This is a genomic window from Hominimerdicola alba 8 (assembly GCF_000178155.2).
Classification (GTDB): domain Bacteria; phylum Bacillota; class Clostridia; order Oscillospirales; family Ruminococcaceae; genus Hominimerdicola; species Hominimerdicola alba_C.
Genome location: NZ_ADKM02000032.1, coordinates 17,976 through 34,346, shown reverse-complemented (window position 1 = coordinate 34,346; position 16,371 = coordinate 17,976). Strand labels below are relative to the sequence as shown.

Here is a 16,371-nt window from a genome sequence, read left to right as displayed (position 1 = left end):
TATCATGCTTATAAAGAACGGTCTTGTGCTGACCGAAAGCGGCTTTGAAAAGCTGACGATACTCACTGACGGCGGGAAAATTTCGGGCATTCTGCCCGCTGATGCTATGGTGAAATATTCGGGCGAGGTGCTTGATGCGGCGGGTAATTATGTTCTGCCCGCTTTGACAGATGTGCATTTTCACGGCTGTGCGGGGCACGACTTCTGCGAGGGCACAGCGGAAGCGTTCTCAAAAATAGCCGGGTACGAATTTTCGCAGGGGGTGGGGACTATCTGCCCTGCCACCATGACACTTCCCGATGAAACGCTGACCGCCATACTGAAAAGCGCGGCGGCTTACGCGAAAGTTCAGCCGAAAAACGACGCGGCAAAACTGGTGGGCGTTCACCTCGAAGGTCCTTTCATCAGCCGCGCAAAAGCGGGCGCGCAGAATGCCGCCCACATTCAGCCTCCATCTGCGGAAAAGCTGAAAGGTTGGCAGGCGGCGGCTGAGGGTCTTATAAGACTTGTCACCATCGCCCCCGAAATCGAGGGTGCGGCAGAGTGCATTCGCGCCTGTGCGGGCAATATGCGTTTCTCGCTGGGTCACACCCAATGCGGCTATGACGAAGCGGCGGCGGCGTTTGAAGCGGGTGCTGACCATGTGACCCATCTTTACAACGCCATGCCGCCGTTCACCCACCGTTCCCCCGCGCTGATAGGTGCGGCGGCAGACAGGTCATTTGACGGGAAGAGGGTCTATGCTGAGGTCATCTGTGACGGCGTACACCTGTCAAAAAGCGCGGTGCGGGCGGTGTTTTCGCTGTTCGGGGCTGACGGCGTGGTGCTTATCAGCGACAGCATGGAAGCCACAGGCATGCCCGACGGCGAATATCAGCTGGGCGGGCAGAAAGTCATAAAAAGGGGCAGTCACGCCACCCTTGAAGACGGAACTCTTGCGGGCAGTGTGACAAGCCTGTACGGCTGTCTGCTGAAAGCGGTGGAGTACGGCATACCCCTTGAAACAGCGGCAAAAGCGGCGACTGTCAACCCATGCCGCTCGGTGGGCATAGACGGCTTTTACGGCAGTATCGAAGTCGGCAAGGCGGCAAGGTTTCTCCTGCTTGACATATCCGACCTCAGCATACGCAAAGTGATATGAAAAAACTCCGTACCTGCGTTGGTACGGAGTTTTTGCTATCTGTTGTCTATCATTATTTTTCAGGCTCGCTCTCATGGAACTCTGTCCATTTAACATCTGATGCCTGCCACCATTCTGTTTCAGCCGATGGGTACTGACCTATCAGACCGCTTTCATCATCGCGCACCTGCACAAAGAAGTCATAGCCGCCCAGATAGCCCACATAGACTCTCCGTGTGACATCAACGCCATATGACGACATGTATTCGTTGACGCGCTTCTCGCCCTCTTTGTCATATGCGGCATCAGGGTCTATCAGCAGACCGTCAGCAGTGTTCAGCGCACCGAAAATACCGCTCTCAAAGCACTCTTCGATCGGTGTGCCCTCTGCTTCTTTTTCGGCTAAAAACTCAGCCACAGCGTTGTAAGCTGTCTTTGCTTCGCCGTTAAGGGTCTTTAAGTTACTGATCTTTTTTTTGAGCGCTGCCAAAGCGTCAGACTCATAAGCGCTTTGCGAACTCTGTGACCTTACGGGGTAATACCCCACCACCCTGCCGTCGGGGTTCTCAGCCGATACTGTCAGTTCGCCTGCGGTGTCGATGTCTACATGCACGATAACGCCTTCATAATTCCATTTAAGCTCTTCATTTATCAGTTTATCGCCCTTTTCAGCCGAAGCCCTGCGCGAAACAGTCAGACCCTCAGCAGAATACGCCTGCGGGAAGCCGCCGCCTGTCACGGTGGTTATCATGTCAGTGCCGTTTTCGCACTCCATATCGGCTATGTACTCTGCCGCGCTGTTGTAGGCGGTCCATGCGATGGAATTCAGTGATTTAAGGTCAAAGTTCGCAGGCTCAGACTCAAATTCAAAGAACTCTGTCCATTTTACCTCAGATGCCTGCGCCTCAGTCGCCTTTGCGGGGTACTGACCTATCAGACCGCTCTTTTCATCGCGCACCTGCACAAAGAAGTCTTCATCATCGATACGCCCCACATAGACAGTCAGTGCGCCGTCAAAGTACCGTGCAAGTTCTCTGTTGACAATTCTCTCAAACTCGTTTTCGTGACTGCCGCCAAAAGCTATCGGCAGACCGTCAGCAGTGTTAAGCACACCGAAAGCACCGCTCTCAAAGCACTCATTGAACGGTATGCCCTGTGTTTCATTGTCAAATAAAAGATCAGCCGTCATGTTGAAAGCCTTCTTAGCCGCCTCGTTGAGGTCATCAAGTCCGACCTCAGGAGCATTCTGCACATCGAACGGTCTGAATTTTGTCCACTCAGCGCTGTCATTTGCCTGTATATTGTCGGGGTACTGACCGATAAGACCGTACTTGCCGCGCACCTGTATGAACGGCATTTCTTCGCCATCGTCGGTGAAATAGCCCATGTATACCTCAGCATCGGGCAGATCTGCAAGAACTTCTGTCAGCAGTTTGTCGCCCACAGCATCAGCGCCGTCAGCGATCTTAAAACCGCCCTCAGCCCGCGCTTTCGGGAAAAAGCTGTCGAGTTTGTCAAGTTCGCCGTTGAGCTCGCAGTTTTCACGTATCATGTCCATCGCCATGTAAGCGTCCTTTGCGGCGGTGTTGACTTCATCAGCCTTGCCCTCGTCAGATACCAGATACTCTGTCCAGACCACATTTTTCTCATCTTCTGCCGTTATGGGCGACGGGTACTGACCGATACAGCCGTTGTCATCGCGCACCTGCACGAAAACATCACGGTCTGTCAGCCTGCCCACATATACGGTCACTTCGCCGCAGCCCACCGCTGTCAGGTCGGTGTTTATCTGTGCTTCACCGTATATGCTGTACTGCCTGTCTTCGCCCAGCTTAAGACCCTCAGGCTTGTTAAGACCGCCCAGCATACCGTCAGCGAATATCTGTTCGGGCAGTATGCCGTTTTCTTCGCTGTCTGCAAAGTAGCACATCACGCTGTTGTAAGCAGTCTTCGCGATAGAGTTCATGTTCTTTATCTGCTCGTCACCGAAAGCAGATTTTTCAGAGTTTACCTGCGTCCCCACCGATCTCTCGGCGCGTTCGGCAGACTTGTCGATACTGCCGCAGGCTGACAGCAGGCACACCAGCGCCGCTGTGAATGCAATGATCTTCCTGTTCATTTTTATGCCTCCGTTTCTGCCCCGTCACCACAGCCCCATGCCGTTGTGACAGGCATATGTTTTACCTGCGGGGATATCTTCCCCGCTACTGATATGATACACTAAAGGGCAGATTTTGTCAATATACACTTTGACGTTTTCGGCATCATTTTCCCCCCGCAGACGACCTCACGAAGCGGCACTTTTGCCTTTTATCAGGCTAAAATATCATCGTCATTTTTCACATAATATCCACGCGCAGTTTATTCAAACAACTGTTTTTTCATTTAATTTGGACTTATTTCATTAAAAGTTGTACAAAAACGTACAACTTTTTGGGTCAAAAAGGGTGTTAGTGAAAGGCTTTGTTCTGACTATTGCGGCGTATCGGCGGTAAAGCCAAAAATATTGACTGCCCCCTCCTCAAGCAGGAAGAGCGAAAGCAGATACATTCCCCCGCCCAGCACCACCGCCGCCGCAGTGCATAAGCGGTCGGGGACGGGAAATCGTGCAAGCACATCGCGGCTCAGCCTTGCAGTGACGGCACACATCACCCCCGCGTAGACAGGCTTTATGTAGGTGCGGCGCAGGCTGATGCGGCATTGTGACAGCGCCAGCGTTTCGTGTACAGCGGCGGCACAGACATAAACACAGCTGACAAGTTCCGCGATGGCGGCACCGCTCAGTCCCAGAAATGGTATCAGCGCCAAATTCAGCACCAGCTTTATCACGCCGCTGACCAGCATCATCACTGTCACCTTTGAGGGCTTGCCCATCGCCTGCACCACAGTGAAACAGGGCAGTGCTATGCCGAAGAATATCACAGAAACGCCCAGTATCGCAAGCGGCACCTCAGCGGCAAGGCATTCGGGCTTTCTGCCTGCGAACAGAAAGCGTAGTATATCCCCCGAAAGCGCGGTCATGCCAAGCCCGCAGGGTATGGCGGCGGCGGCAGATATGGTGAGCAGCCTGCGCAGGTCGCGGGAAGCTGAAAGGCTGTCGCCGCGCGCAAGGCTCTCGGTAAGGGGCGGCAAAGCGCTCTTGCCCAGCATGGCGGTGAGGGTGGGCACAAGCCCGTAAAGCATGACCGCAAGCCCCTCATACGAACCGTAGAGGAAATTCGGCAGTTCATCGGGTGATATGCCCGAAAAGGCAGCGAATTTTTCGGGGGTGCGTGCTATGGCGAGGCTCAGGCATGGTGAGATGGTGAGCATATCCAGCATGCCCGTCAGGGTGGTGACCACTGCGGCTAAAGCTATCGAACCCGAAAGGCTCAGCAGTGCCCTTGCATGACGGCGGCGGCTGTCGCACACAGGGTCTTCCGCGAGCATTTTTGCGGTGACACCGTCCCCGCGTATGCGCATGACGATAAGCAGTCCCCCGCAGGCGATGGCTGATGCCAGTGTCGAACCGAGCACCGCCCCCGCCGCGATGAAAGGCAGTGCGGCACTGTCTGCATCGGCAAGAGTTCCGCACTTTATGCCGAACACCGTTCCGTCAGCGGCAAAACTGTCAGCCGCCGTCTTTTTAACAAATAATGCCAGCCCCAGTCCCAGTATCAGCTTAAAGAGCGTTTCGGCTATCTCCGAAAAGGCGGTGGGGAACATGTTGCCAAGACCCTCGTGGTAGCCGCGCTCGGTATTCATGATACTGCAAAAGATCACCGATGGCGCAAGGCAGACCAGCGCCGCGCGGACTTCCCTGCCCACTGCCCCGCACCCCGCCAGCAGCATCACACACCCTGCTGCGGCAATGCCTGTCAGCGAATAGACAGCCATCGCCACCCGCCGCTGACGGCGCAGATTGGAATACCTGCCCAGCGCGGAATTTTCGGCGGCAAGCCTTGCCATAGCTGAGGGTATGCCCGACACCGCCAGCGCGAATATCGGTGTGAAAACCGAGAACGCCGCCGAGAAATAGCCCATTCCCGTACCGCCCAGCAGGTTTGCCAGCGGCACTTTGTACACAAGCCCCAGCGCTTTTGTTATGACCACCATGCTCACCAGTATGGCACTCCCCCTGAGAAAGCCTTGTTTTTTCATCTCTTACGCCCCCTTTATATGCTGTTCATTTATATGCAAAGACCAAAACGCTTATGCGTGCGGCATGATATGTGAGCGTTCATTGTATACTGCCGCACAGTTTTCTTGACAAACGATACATAATGGTTTATAATTCGATGTGTCGGGAATGCACACCGCAAAAAAATTTTTGACTATCCCTTTAGCACACCAACTAAAAATGCGGTAAACAAAAATATACGCCAAGAACCTTAAGTTCTGTATAGCCGCTGTTTTTGTGGTGTGTCAGCGGGATAACCGAAAAAAATTTTTTTTGTCTGCAAGTATTTGGCGTTCTGAAACGTATTATAGATGGAAGTTCATTTTGCAGATGAACGTGTATTCCCACAAATAACAAAGGAGAGGATCATTTTCTATGAAAAACAAGGAAACTATCAGGCGGCTGGCGGGGCTTACTTCTGCGCTGGCAGTGCTGGCAGGCACACTGATGCCTGCTGTGGCAGATGAACTGCCGAACAGGACGGACTATTCGACCGAAAAAAAGGTGAATGTCATCGTTAAGCTGAAAGGCGACCCCATACTCGGTAACTGCGGCAGCATGGGCACCGATTACCTCGATACTCAGGCGGCAGAAAACCGCAGGATACAGCTTGAAAACGAGCGCATGAATGTCTTTGCGGCGGTGCAGATGCTTTACCCCGATGCAGAGATGGAATTTGCCTACGACTCGGTGTTCAACGGCTTTTCGTGTACTGTGCCCGAAAGCCTTACCGATGACATCGGACGCATGTACAACGTTGAAGATGTGGTGGAATCGGGCATGACGCTGGTGCCTCAGCTTGATGTTGCAAACCCTGAGGGCGGTCTTGACACATTTCTCGAAGATACAGAGCTGACGGGCGAGGGCAAGGTCATCGCGGTCATAGACACCGAACTCAACCTCGACCACGAGATGTTTGCGCCGCTGGCTGATGACATCGAAACCAAACTCAGCTACGAAGATGTGGTAAATGTCATCAACACAAAAGGTCTTAGCCACGACATAGACCCTGAAAAGGCATTCAGAAACAGCAAAGTGCCTTTTGCGGTCAACTATGCCGATGAGGAAAAAATGTACTCGGTACAGACCAACAGCTACATGCTGTATCACGGTACGCACGTTTCGGGCATTGCGGCAGGCAACAGGGTCGAGCATGACGGCAAGACGCTGCACGGCGCCGCACCCGATGCACAGCTGATATTCTTCAAATCGGCACGCAACGGTGAAAAGCCCAGTATATACGAATCAGCTGTCATCGCGGGCGTTGAAGATGCGGTTAAGCTGGGCGCAGATGTTATAAACATGAGTTTCGGTTCAGCTACACAGTCACCGAAAGAATACGATATATATAACGAGGTATTTGATACCGCAGTTGATGCTGGCGTTATGATAGTGGCATCTGCGGGCAATTCGGGTACAGCAAAACACATGCCCGAAAACCCCGATACCTGCACCATCGGCTCACCTGCGCTGATGGACAGCGCATTCAGCGTTGCGGCAGGCTATGCCTATCTTGATGCCGTGACCAAGATGGAACTGCCCGACGGCACAAAGCTGCCTTATACGAGATTATCATATTCAGATGACAGTCTGACAGGCGAATATGATTACGAATACTGCGGCATGGCAAAGGATTTTGACTACCGCAACTACACTGACGAACTCAAAGGCAAACTGATAATCCTAGACTTTGAAGGCTGTACAGAACCCGAACGCGCGTGCTATTATGCGTCTGCGGCGGGTGCAGCGGGCATCATCTTTCCGGGCACGGTCGAAGAAGCCTTAAAATTCAACCTTACTTCTCACATAATACACTATCTCATTGTTGACCGCGAATATACCGATACCCTGAAAAATGCCGAGAAAAAGCATATAAACTTTGATGTTCCGATAGAATATCTCGGTACAGAAACAGGTCTGTGCGAGTTCACATCATCGGGCATACCCGAAAATTTTGAGATAAAGCCCGAAATAGCAGGCTACGGCGCGCTTACATCAGCATCGAACCGCGCAAACGACGCTTATGAGTATATGCAGGGCACTTCTATGTCGTCACCATATGTGGCAGGCTGTGCGGCACTTACTTCATGCTGGCTGGACAAGAACGGCATATCTCTCAGCGGTGCTGAAAAGATACAGATGATGAAAAATGTCATGATGAACAGCGCCACTCCCCTTAAGATAGAAGATGTTTACCAGTCCCCCAGAAAACAGGGCGCAGGCATGGTGAACATGGCAAATCTTGAAGACACAAAAGTCATACTGACAGGCAGTGACGGCAAGGCTTGCATAAGTCAGGGCGAGATAGACGGCAACAGCTTCAGCTTTGATGTGACGATGAAGAACATATCTGATGATACCGTGTTCTTCACAAATGCTTCCGCCGAATTCACCACCGATAAGATAGACGAAGAAGATGGCATACACATCGGCTACGCACCCGAAAAGGTCATCACCACCGCCGATATGCCCGATGATATGCTGGCGATAGAGGCGGGCGAAGAAAGAAAGTTCACCATAACCGTAGATATTGACGAAGAGTATGCCGCCGCTAAGGACGAAGTCTTCAAAAACGGCTGGTTCGTTGACGGCTATGTCAGCCTTTCGGGTTCGGTGCAGTGCTGTGATATCTCCATACCTATAGTAGGTTTTCGCGGCGACTGGTACAGTTTGCCGATGGTCAGCTGTGAACTTAATGCCGACCCCTCAAACGGCAAACACAGTTACATGTTCTCGGATATATTAGGCACTCCTGTACCGTCATGTATATCGCTGGCAGAACTTATCAGGGCACAGCTGATGTTGAATGAAGACTACTCCGAGAACACCGATGAAGTCCTTTCAGCATGTACAGATGCCTGCCGTGATGCTGCCCGCTATGAGTACTGCTATTCTCCCAACTGGGACGGTATGGCTGATGATATGAATTACCGCTACGGCGTACTGCGCGATGCACAAGTCAGCTATATAGATGTCATCGACAAGGACGGCAATGTGGTGGTACATACCCCAGACTCGATCATCGCAAACGCCTCAAATAATGATATCGGCTATATTGTAGAAGTCCCGATAGATGACGGCGAGTACACGGCAAAATACGAAACAAAGCTGTGTACCGAAAACGCAGGCGAAAGAAAACAGTCTTACGAATTCGGCTTTTGTGTTGACAGCACAGACCCAAAGATAAGCGATGTGAAGCTGACCGAGAAAAACGGCAGGAAGATACTCAGCTTTAAGGCAAGCGATGAAAGGCTTGACGGTATATACATAATAGGCAACGGCAAGGGCGGCGTACCCGGCGCTTTAGATGACAAAAAGCCCACCGCGAGATTGCTGACCGATGCTATGTACATATTCAATCCTTTGCCCTCCTATACGATCCTTGAAACTCAAAAAGACGATAAATTCACAAAGTCAACACCCGCTTACCTCGATGACTATATAGAAGCAAACGCAAACAACGGCAGTGATATATGCAAAGACTTCTTCGATGTTGCTGCCGCATCTTGTGACGAGAACGGAGAGATGGTATTCGAGTACGATGTCACCGACCTCACCGACTACACGATAACCGTTGCCGACCGCGCTTTCAACATGGCTAAATATTCCCCCGATGCACCTTTCGTGCATTCTGTAGCCGACAATATCACTGTGAAGACAGGCGACAAGCTGATGCCTGCCGATATCCCTGAGATCGAATGCGCAGGCAAGATAACCGAACAGGGCTGGGAGATGCTGCTGCCTGAGGGCGAATGGAAGCCCATCGACAGCAAGACAAAGGCAGATGCTTGGTGCAACAATGCGCTGATACGCTATTATGCGGTCAGCGGCGGCAACAAGAGCACAAGCAACAACATGCGCGTAAAGGTAGAAGATGCCTACCGCATGGATATGGAAGTCTGCGTGGACGATGAACTGAATTACAGCGCCGCTGTAACAGCTCAGCACCACACATTCCACTTAGGCTATGCAGAAAAGGAGTTCAGGATAGAACTGACATCTGAGGGCTATATCCCGCGCACGATAACTTTCAAGCCTGATGATGAACTGACAACAGACCTGTACCTCTGCAAAAAAGGCGATGTAAACGGCGACGGCGTGATAAATGTCACCGATGTATCAAAGGCGGCGGCACACATAAAGGCCGTAAAGAAGATCGGCAGTTACGAACAGAAAGTCGCTGATGTGAACGGGAACGGTTCGCTGAATGTCACCGACATATCGATGCTGGCGGCTAAGGTCAAGGGTGTAAAGAACTTCTGATAAAATTCCCCCAATTCATATATTACTTGCCCCGAAGCGTAAAAAACGCTTCGGGGCATTGTTTTGGGGTAATATATATGGTATAATATATCAGAAAAAATTTAGTGCTCATCACGCTGACCACCTTATAGCAATCCGCCTTAAAATTCAGACAAAATCCAGTCACAAAACCCATAAATCCCAGCTTTTGCGACTGGATTTTGTGAATTTAAAAAGTTGGATTGCTATAGATCCCGTAGGACCAATGTTTTTGTGGTGTGTCAGCGGGATAACCATGTAAAAAAATTTTACACACCTGCCCAACCTTTTACCTTTTTCAGCCACTATATATATGAAAACGCTTCCGGAGGGCTTTCATTATGGATAAGAAAACAGCAGACAACAAAATATTCGAGTACCGCGACAGGATATTCGGCTTTGCACTTGAAAAAGTCAGGAACATAGACATGGCGCAGGAACTTGCATCTGATATACTTTTTGAGGTGTACAGGTCTTTTCTGAAACACGAGAATATCGTCAACCTTGATGGCTATGTATACAGGATAGCCCGAAATGTCTGGGCAAGATTCGTGCATAAGCTGGAAACGGGCAGGCAGTTTGAAGATATTTCAAATATGGAGATAGCCGTCCCCGAAGACAACAGTGAGGAAGAACTTGCGATGCAGCAGCTTTTAAGGCGTGAGATAGGCTATCTTTCACAGCGGCAGAGAACTGTCATTTATATGCACTATTATGACAAACTCACCGTTGCCGATATCGCAAAGCGTCTGGGAATATCAGCGGGTACTGTAAAATGGCATTTGTCTGATGCCAGAGTAAAACTGAAAGAGGGCATTAAAATGAACATTGAGAAAAATTTAGACATTAACCCGATATATTTTACCGATATGGGGCACAGCGGCTATACGGGCAGTAAGGGCGACACAGCAGATATTTTCGATTCGGCACTGAAAATGAACATAGCCTGGGCTTGCTACAACGAGCCAAAAACACTTGAAGAGATATCCCGCGCAGTGGGCGTACCAACGGTCTATGTGGGCGACCAGCTTTTGTCACTGGTGAATTTCGGTTTCATCGATAAGCTGGATAACTCAAATGACCCGAAGTACCGCACCAACATGATCCTTGAAGACCTGCGGCAGTCATCAGCGGGCGACGAAGAACGCGACAAACTGCTTGACGATGCGGCGGCATTGCTGGCAGATAAATACATACGCAAGATATTTGCAGACTTCGATGCTTCACCCGACCACTGGGGCATGACCTGTGACGGCAACGATGTGAATTTTCTGAAATACAGCCTTGTAATGCTCGCCATAACAAAGCTGAGGATAAACAGCGGCAATGTTTACAAATATGCAGTGGAAAGACCCGACGGCGGCTGTTTCGTGTCTTATGCTTCGCTGACCGACCGCAGTTTCAAGCCTGCCGAAGATAAAAACTGGAGCTGCGGCGACATGACACGCGACAACTTGAACGGCGACCCCAAGACCGACTGTGTCAGCCTTTCGGTGGACTGCCGCTATGCTGACAGAAAAGGCAGATGGCGCGATAATCTTGACACCGACTGGGACAGCCTGACAAAGTTCGTAAACATCGGCAAGGACAGTCTTTCGCCCGAAGAATACAAGCGTCTTACAGATAAAGGCTATATTTACGAGGACAGAGTTCAGCCTGTGATAGTAAGGGCAGATGCCTGCGACATGGAGAACATAGTGTGCAACTATCTTGATGACAAGCTGACCGTCCCCGAAGAGATAAGGGAACTTTGTACCGAAACTGACCGCATATTCAGGGAATACAACCTGAAAAATCACCCTAAGCACATGCACCCTCTGCTTAATGAGTGGTACACTAACGTTCTTGGCGCTATGATGATGCTTCCACGCATCATCGAAAAACTGCTTGAACAGGGTCAGCTGGCACCGCTGACAGATATACAGAAAAATAGCGTGTTCTCGGTGCTGTTTCTTGTAAAATAGTTCGGTCATACGGACGGTATAAAAAGCGGCAGACTTTCGCAGTCTGCCGCTTTCGCTGTCTGTTTAAAATATATATCCTGCCGCGCATTTTTCAGCGCCTTTCGGGTAGGGATAGCCCAGCTTTTCGGCAAGTTCGCGGGCTAGCCTTGCGAAGAGGAGGTGGGTGGCTTCCAATGCACTCACACAGTCGGGGTAATAATAGCGGGCAAAGCATTCTTCCAGATCTTCGACCACGTATGGGTCAGCCCAGCGGTCAAGAAACCTGCCGTCATGCCAGACATCGCAGTTATATATGCACATGTGGTACTGCTCGATGATCTTCAGCAGACGCTCTTTGAGATAACCGTTTATGCACATCACTGCCGACCACATCTCGCCGCGTTTCAGTTTTTTGTATGCCCATATGTTGTGGAAGTAGAAATCATTGACCAGGTTCACAAACTCATCAGCCGACATTACCTCGCGGCTGACTTTCGTTGAAACATAGCGAGGTATCCATATGGTGTAGTCTTCCTTGTCGCACAGAAGTTCATACCCGCGATCCATGACCCATTCGGCTACACCGTCAGTAAGGGCTTTGCCAAACTGTTCGGGAGTAAAAATGATCATATCCACATCGCGGTCAGCCCCGTAGATGCACCTGCGCTCTGCACCTCCGCCCAGTGTGGGTTCAATGAAAGATATGCCGACTTCCCCCAGCTTAGCGGGATATTCTCCCGAATACCAGCTTTCGGGAACAGTTGTCACAATGATAAGGTCAAGGTCTGAAAACTGATCGGCGGGGCTGTCTTTGCGCGTGTAAGAACCTATAGCTATCACAGCGCGGATATCTTCATCTTTTTCGGCAAGTTCACAGAGTTTGTTCTTTATATCGGCATAGCGGTCGGGCATTTTGGGGTCACTCCTTTTTTGATATATAGCGATCCGCCTTAAAATTCAGACAAAATCCGGTCACAAAACCCATAGATCCCAGCTTTTGCGACCGGATTTTGTGAATTTAAAATGTGGTTATCCCGCTGACACACCACAAAAAAGCGGCTATACAGAACTTAAGGTTCTTGGCGTATATTTTCCCCCCGCCGCAGGCGGGGGGAAAATATACAACGCTCAATTATCCTTTTGTTTACCGCATTTTTAGTTGGTGTGCTAAAGGGATAGTCATAATTTAAAAAGTTGGATTGCTATAGGTATATTATAACGCGGCAGAAAAGATATGTCAACAACTTGACAAACAATGGCTTATTAATGTACAATGTTTATAGTGAGGTGATAAAATGTCAAAAAAAGCAATATACATTCACGGCATGGGCGGCAGTGCCGATGAAGCGGAGTTCTACAGGGATATATTCGCGGGGTACGATGTGGTCGGCATGGAGTACACAAGCGGCGACCCGATGTCAGCGGAAGAAGAATTTCCCGCGCTGTTTGAGAGTCTTTGCGGCGACAGCAGTGAAGTCATACTTATCGCCAACAGCATCGGGGCATTCTTTGCCATGCACGCGCTGAAAAACAAACATATAGACAGGGCGTTTTTCATATCCCCTGTTGCTGATATGGAAAGGCTGATACTCGGCATGATGGCGGCGGCGAATGTCAGCGAGGAAGAACTGTGTCGGAAAGGCGAGATACCTCTGCAAAACGGCGAAGTGCTGTCATGGAGATACCTCTGCTATGTACGCGAACACCCCATCGTTCGGGCTTTTCCTATCGATATCATATGCGGTGATGAGGATATCCTCACGCCCCTGCCTGTGATGAAAGATCTTGCAGAAAAGCTGGGCGCTTCACTGACAGTGATGACAGGCGGCGAACACTGGTTCCACACCGATGAACAGATGGATTTTCTCAAAAATTCGATAAAAGCAATGCTGTGATCGGAAAGACCTGTCTTCAACGGACAGGTCTTTTTTTGTGAGCGCTTGATGCCATGATATTTATACCGTTTACTATATATCTACCGAGAGTAGATTGACTTGCAGTCGCATCTCGGTTATAATATACTATAGCGATCCAACTGTTTAAATTCACAAGATCCGGTCGCAAAAGCTCGGATCTATGGATTTTGTCTGAATTTTAAGGCGTATTGCTATAAACGCAGAAGAACAGATCTGCTGCGGCAATGCGTTTAGTATGGTTCACAGAGAGGTGATAATATGGATCAGGTAAAAACAGGCGCACTTATACGAAAACTGCGCGTCGGAAAAGGTCTGACACAGAAACAGCTGGCTGATATGATAAATGTCAGCGACAAGGCGGTGTCAAAGTGGGAGTGCGGGGGCGGCTGTCCCGATATCTCTCTGCTCTCGGCGCTGGCAGAGATATTTGACACAGATATACAAGTCCTGCTGAACGGCAGGGCTGACAAAAATGATAAGGAGAACGGCGATATGAAAAAACTGAGATCTTACATCTGCAAGCAGTGCGGCAATATCATAACTGCATCGGCAGAAGCATCTGTCACCTGCTGCGGCAGCAGGCTGTCGCCCATGACACCGAAAAAGGCAGGCGAGGGCGAACAGCTGAAAGTCACTGACGCGGGCGGCGAATGGTACATAACTTCCGACCACGAGATGACAAAGGAACACCATATATCTTTCGTATCATATTTAAATGACAGCACCATGATGATGTTCAGGCAGTACCCCGAATGGGGCATAGATATCCACATTCCGATGTACCGAAGCGGCAGACTGGTGTGGTACTGCACCGAATGCGGTCTGCTTTATCAGGATATCCGCCCCGCCCGCAGATGACAGGCAACAGCAGGTTGCTTGACGGTCTGCCCGCTGTATGCTATACTTTTGGTATGAAAGACATGCGCGTGATACCGCGCGGCGTTTATAACGAAAAGGAGAGATGACAGATGCAGACCCAAGAAATGATACGCGAACTTCGTACAAAAGCAGGACTTTCGCAGGAAGACCTTGCAAACAAGGTATATGTCACAAGGCAGGCTGTTTCAAGGTGGGAGAAAGGCGAAACTGTGCCAAGCACCGACACACTCAAACTGTTGTCAGCGCTGTTTGATGTTTCGATAAACACAATTTTAGGTTCACCGCGCCAGCTTATCTGCCAGTGCTGCGGAATGCCGCTGGATGACAGCATGGTCAGCCGCGAAACTGACGGTTCTGCCAATGACGACTACTGCAAATGGTGCTATGCTGACGGCAGGTTCATGTACAGCAACATGGAAGACCTCATCGAGGTATGCGTAAAAAACATGGTCAGCGCCGAACATTCCGAAGAAGAGGTAAGGACATATCTGAAAAGCGCCCTGCCGAAGCTGGACTACTGGAAGAGATACGAAGAACTCTCCGATAACGGCGAGTTCGAGAAATTCAAGCAAAAGCTGGCAGAAGAGATAAATGAACTGGGCATCGAGGGCATGCCGAAAGTCGATAAGCTGACAGCGCTGCTCGGCAGTTATATAAACCTCGAATATCCCCTGCCAAACGGCGGAACGGTAAAATTTCTTGATGACAGCGCTACATATCTCGGCACACAGCTTGAATGCGAATTTGGCGGCGACAGATATTTCGGCGTGGCGGCGAACATGGAGTTCATACTGGTATGCACCTACGGCAAAGACCTTGAAGCCCCCGAACTGGTAATATACAAAAAGAGATAAGAAAAAGGCAGGGTGTATGCCCTGCCTTTATTATGTTCATTTGCCCACATCTATCATGACATACTCAGACTTCGTGCCTGTCTTGAACTGTATCTCCCAGTCGGAAATGCCCGATGTCACGATGAAATCTGTGCCGTTTCGCTTTTCGTAGCCGTAGGTGCGGTCGTTTATGCCGAACCATTCGCCCACGTAGGTTATGGGTATCAGCTGACCGCCGTGTGTGTGACCCGATACCACCAAGTCAGCCGTAGATGCCGCTTCGTTGTCGTAGTCGTTTGGTTCGTGGTCAAGGACTATTATGTACTTGCTTGTGTCGATGCCCTCCAGCAACTCGCCCATATCCTTGCGCTCGCCCAGCGAGTAGTCCTTTCTGCCTGCCACATAGAAGCTGTCGTCCACCAGTTCGTATTCATCTGCGAGAATGTGTATGCCGTTGTCGCGAAGTGCCTGTTCAAGTTCGGCGGCTGTGAAATCGCGGCTGTTGAAGTAGCCCTCATCGTGGTTGCCGTAGGAGTACCACACGCCGTATTTGACGTTCATCTTGCCCATAGCTTCGCAGGCGCGAAGCATATCTGCCTTTTTGGTGGAGTCATCTACAAAATCACCCGGCAGAAGAACGATATCGGGGTGCTGTGCCTCGATATTCTTCATCTGTTCGGCAAAGCCCTCGCCGTCAAAGGTCGTGCCGAGATGGCTGTCTGCAAACATGGCGACTTTCAGCGAAACAGGCTTTTCAGTCTTAAGGCTGTAGTCGGTTCGCCATACGTTGTGAAGCAGATACCAGCCCACCGCCAGATATATCACCGATGTGACCAGTGCCAGCCAGCCCTGCCAGTAAACAGCGTATTCCTTGCCGCTTATGCGTGTGACTATCTTCATCACCCCGCCGAAAAACAGGAAGAACAAGACTTCATGCAAAAACACCACCACCGCGTTTGTCGCTGACATAGTCACCGTGACCACACCGAAGCATACCGCTATCGCCAGAAACGCCAGCAGATGTCTCAGCCATTTCTTATCCCCCGCCAAAGACTGTATGCCGCCAAATCTCTCCACCGAGAAGACCATGTACACCATGCCCGCCACCGCCGCCGCGATGACTGCCGCCAGAATTATCAGCCACATATACTGCTCCCCCTTTTTCATTTTATCAGCTCCGATACTTCCGCCACTATAACCAAGCAGACGGTCATCTTTCACGCATCAATTATATATATTT

The 16,371-nt window shown here is 50.3% G+C and carries 10 protein-coding genes; 6 read left to right on the top strand and 4 right to left on the bottom strand.

Annotated elements, in window-relative coordinates:
• Positions 1-4: 4 nt before the first annotated feature.
• Positions 5-1,141 (top strand): N-acetylglucosamine-6-phosphate deacetylase, encoded by a 1,137-nt coding sequence (gene nagA, locus CUS_RS03085; RefSeq protein WP_004167426.1) that lies wholly within the window; start codon positions 5-7, stop codon positions 1,139-1,141.
• Between the two features lie 52 nt (positions 1,142-1,193).
• Here nagA and CUS_RS03080 read toward each other — a convergent pair whose 3' ends face one another.
• Both CUS_RS03080 and CUS_RS03075 read right to left on the bottom strand, forming a co-directional pair.
• Complete coding sequence (locus tag CUS_RS03080; RefSeq protein WP_004167454.1) at positions 1,194-3,239, bottom strand: hypothetical protein; 2,046 nt, start codon at positions 3,237-3,239, stop codon at positions 1,194-1,196.
• Positions 3,240-3,592: 353 nt separating this feature from the next.
• A complete protein-coding gene (locus CUS_RS03075) occupies positions 3,593-5,260 on the bottom strand; it encodes a polysaccharide biosynthesis C-terminal domain-containing protein (RefSeq protein ID WP_004167424.1) in 1,668 nt (555 codons plus the stop codon).
• A 394-nt stretch (positions 5,261-5,654) separates the two neighbouring features.
• Between CUS_RS03075 and CUS_RS03070 the strand changes: the two genes are divergently transcribed.
• Both CUS_RS03070 and CUS_RS03065 read left to right on the top strand, forming a co-directional pair.
• A complete protein-coding gene (locus tag CUS_RS03070) occupies positions 5,655-9,542 on the top strand; it encodes a S8 family serine peptidase (RefSeq protein ID WP_004167401.1) in 3,888 nt (1,295 codons plus the stop codon).
• A 359-nt stretch (positions 9,543-9,901) separates the two neighbouring features.
• Positions 9,902-11,524 carry an RNA polymerase sigma factor gene (locus CUS_RS03065; protein ID WP_004167434.1) on the top strand — a complete coding sequence of 541 codons (1,623 nt, stop codon included), beginning with the start codon at positions 9,902-9,904 and terminating at the stop codon, positions 11,522-11,524.
• Between the two features lie 63 nt (positions 11,525-11,587).
• Here CUS_RS03065 and CUS_RS03060 read toward each other — a convergent pair whose 3' ends face one another.
• A complete protein-coding gene (locus CUS_RS03060; protein WP_004167443.1) occupies positions 11,588-12,415 on the bottom strand; it encodes an aminoglycoside 6-adenylyltransferase in 828 nt (275 codons plus the stop codon).
• A gap of 383 nt (positions 12,416-12,798) precedes the next feature.
• On the opposite strand from CUS_RS03060, the gene CUS_RS03055 reads away from it, so the two are divergent.
• The 3 genes from CUS_RS03055 (at position 12,799) to CUS_RS03045 (ending at position 15,152) form a co-directional block, all read left to right on the top strand.
• Positions 12,799-13,398 (top strand): alpha/beta hydrolase, encoded by a 600-nt coding sequence (locus tag CUS_RS03055; protein ID WP_004167453.1) that lies wholly within the window; start codon positions 12,799-12,801, stop codon positions 13,396-13,398.
• A 279-nt stretch (positions 13,399-13,677) separates the two neighbouring features.
• Entirely contained in the window at positions 13,678-14,277 is a 600-nt protein-coding gene (locus CUS_RS03050; RefSeq protein ID WP_004167422.1) for a helix-turn-helix domain-containing protein, read from the top strand.
• A gap of 110 nt (positions 14,278-14,387) precedes the next feature.
• Positions 14,388-15,152, top strand: coding sequence for a zinc ribbon domain-containing protein (locus CUS_RS03045; RefSeq protein WP_004167404.1), 765 nt, complete (start codon positions 14,388-14,390; stop codon positions 15,150-15,152).
• Positions 15,153-15,188: 36 nt separating this feature from the next.
• On the opposite strand, the gene CUS_RS03040 is transcribed toward CUS_RS03045, so the two are convergent.
• Positions 15,189-16,277, bottom strand: coding sequence for a metallophosphoesterase (locus tag CUS_RS03040; RefSeq protein ID WP_100084521.1), 1,089 nt, complete (start codon positions 16,275-16,277; stop codon positions 15,189-15,191).
• Between the last annotated feature and the right edge of the window lie 94 nt (positions 16,278-16,371).

What these genes read in the sequence shown, in the direction of transcription:
- CUS_RS03050 (WP_004167422.1), top strand. Translation starts at nt 13,678, where the DNA reads ATGGATCAGGTAAAAACAGGCGCACTTATACGAAAACTGCGCGTCGGA.
- CUS_RS03075 (WP_004167424.1), bottom strand. Translation starts at nt 5,260, where the DNA reads ATGAAAAAACAAGGCTTTCTCAGGGGGAGTGCCATACTGGTGAGCATG.
- CUS_RS03060 (WP_004167443.1), bottom strand. Translation starts at nt 12,415, where the DNA reads ATGCCCGACCGCTATGCCGATATAAAGAACAAACTCTGTGAACTTGCC.
- CUS_RS03065 (WP_004167434.1), top strand. Translation starts at nt 9,902, where the DNA reads ATGGATAAGAAAACAGCAGACAACAAAATATTCGAGTACCGCGACAGG.
- CUS_RS03070 (WP_004167401.1), top strand. Translation starts at nt 5,655, where the DNA reads ATGAAAAACAAGGAAACTATCAGGCGGCTGGCGGGGCTTACTTCTGCG.
- CUS_RS03080 (WP_004167454.1), bottom strand. Translation starts at nt 3,239, where the DNA reads ATGAACAGGAAGATCATTGCATTCACAGCGGCGCTGGTGTGCCTGCTG.
- CUS_RS03040 (WP_100084521.1), bottom strand. Translation starts at nt 16,277, where the DNA reads ATGTGGCTGATAATTCTGGCGGCAGTCATCGCGGCGGCGGTGGCGGGC.
- CUS_RS03045 (WP_004167404.1), top strand. Translation starts at nt 14,388, where the DNA reads ATGCAGACCCAAGAAATGATACGCGAACTTCGTACAAAAGCAGGACTT.
- nagA (WP_004167426.1), top strand. Translation starts at nt 5, where the DNA reads ATGCTTATAAAGAACGGTCTTGTGCTGACCGAAAGCGGCTTTGAAAAG.
- CUS_RS03055 (WP_004167453.1), top strand. Translation starts at nt 12,799, where the DNA reads ATGTCAAAAAAAGCAATATACATTCACGGCATGGGCGGCAGTGCCGAT.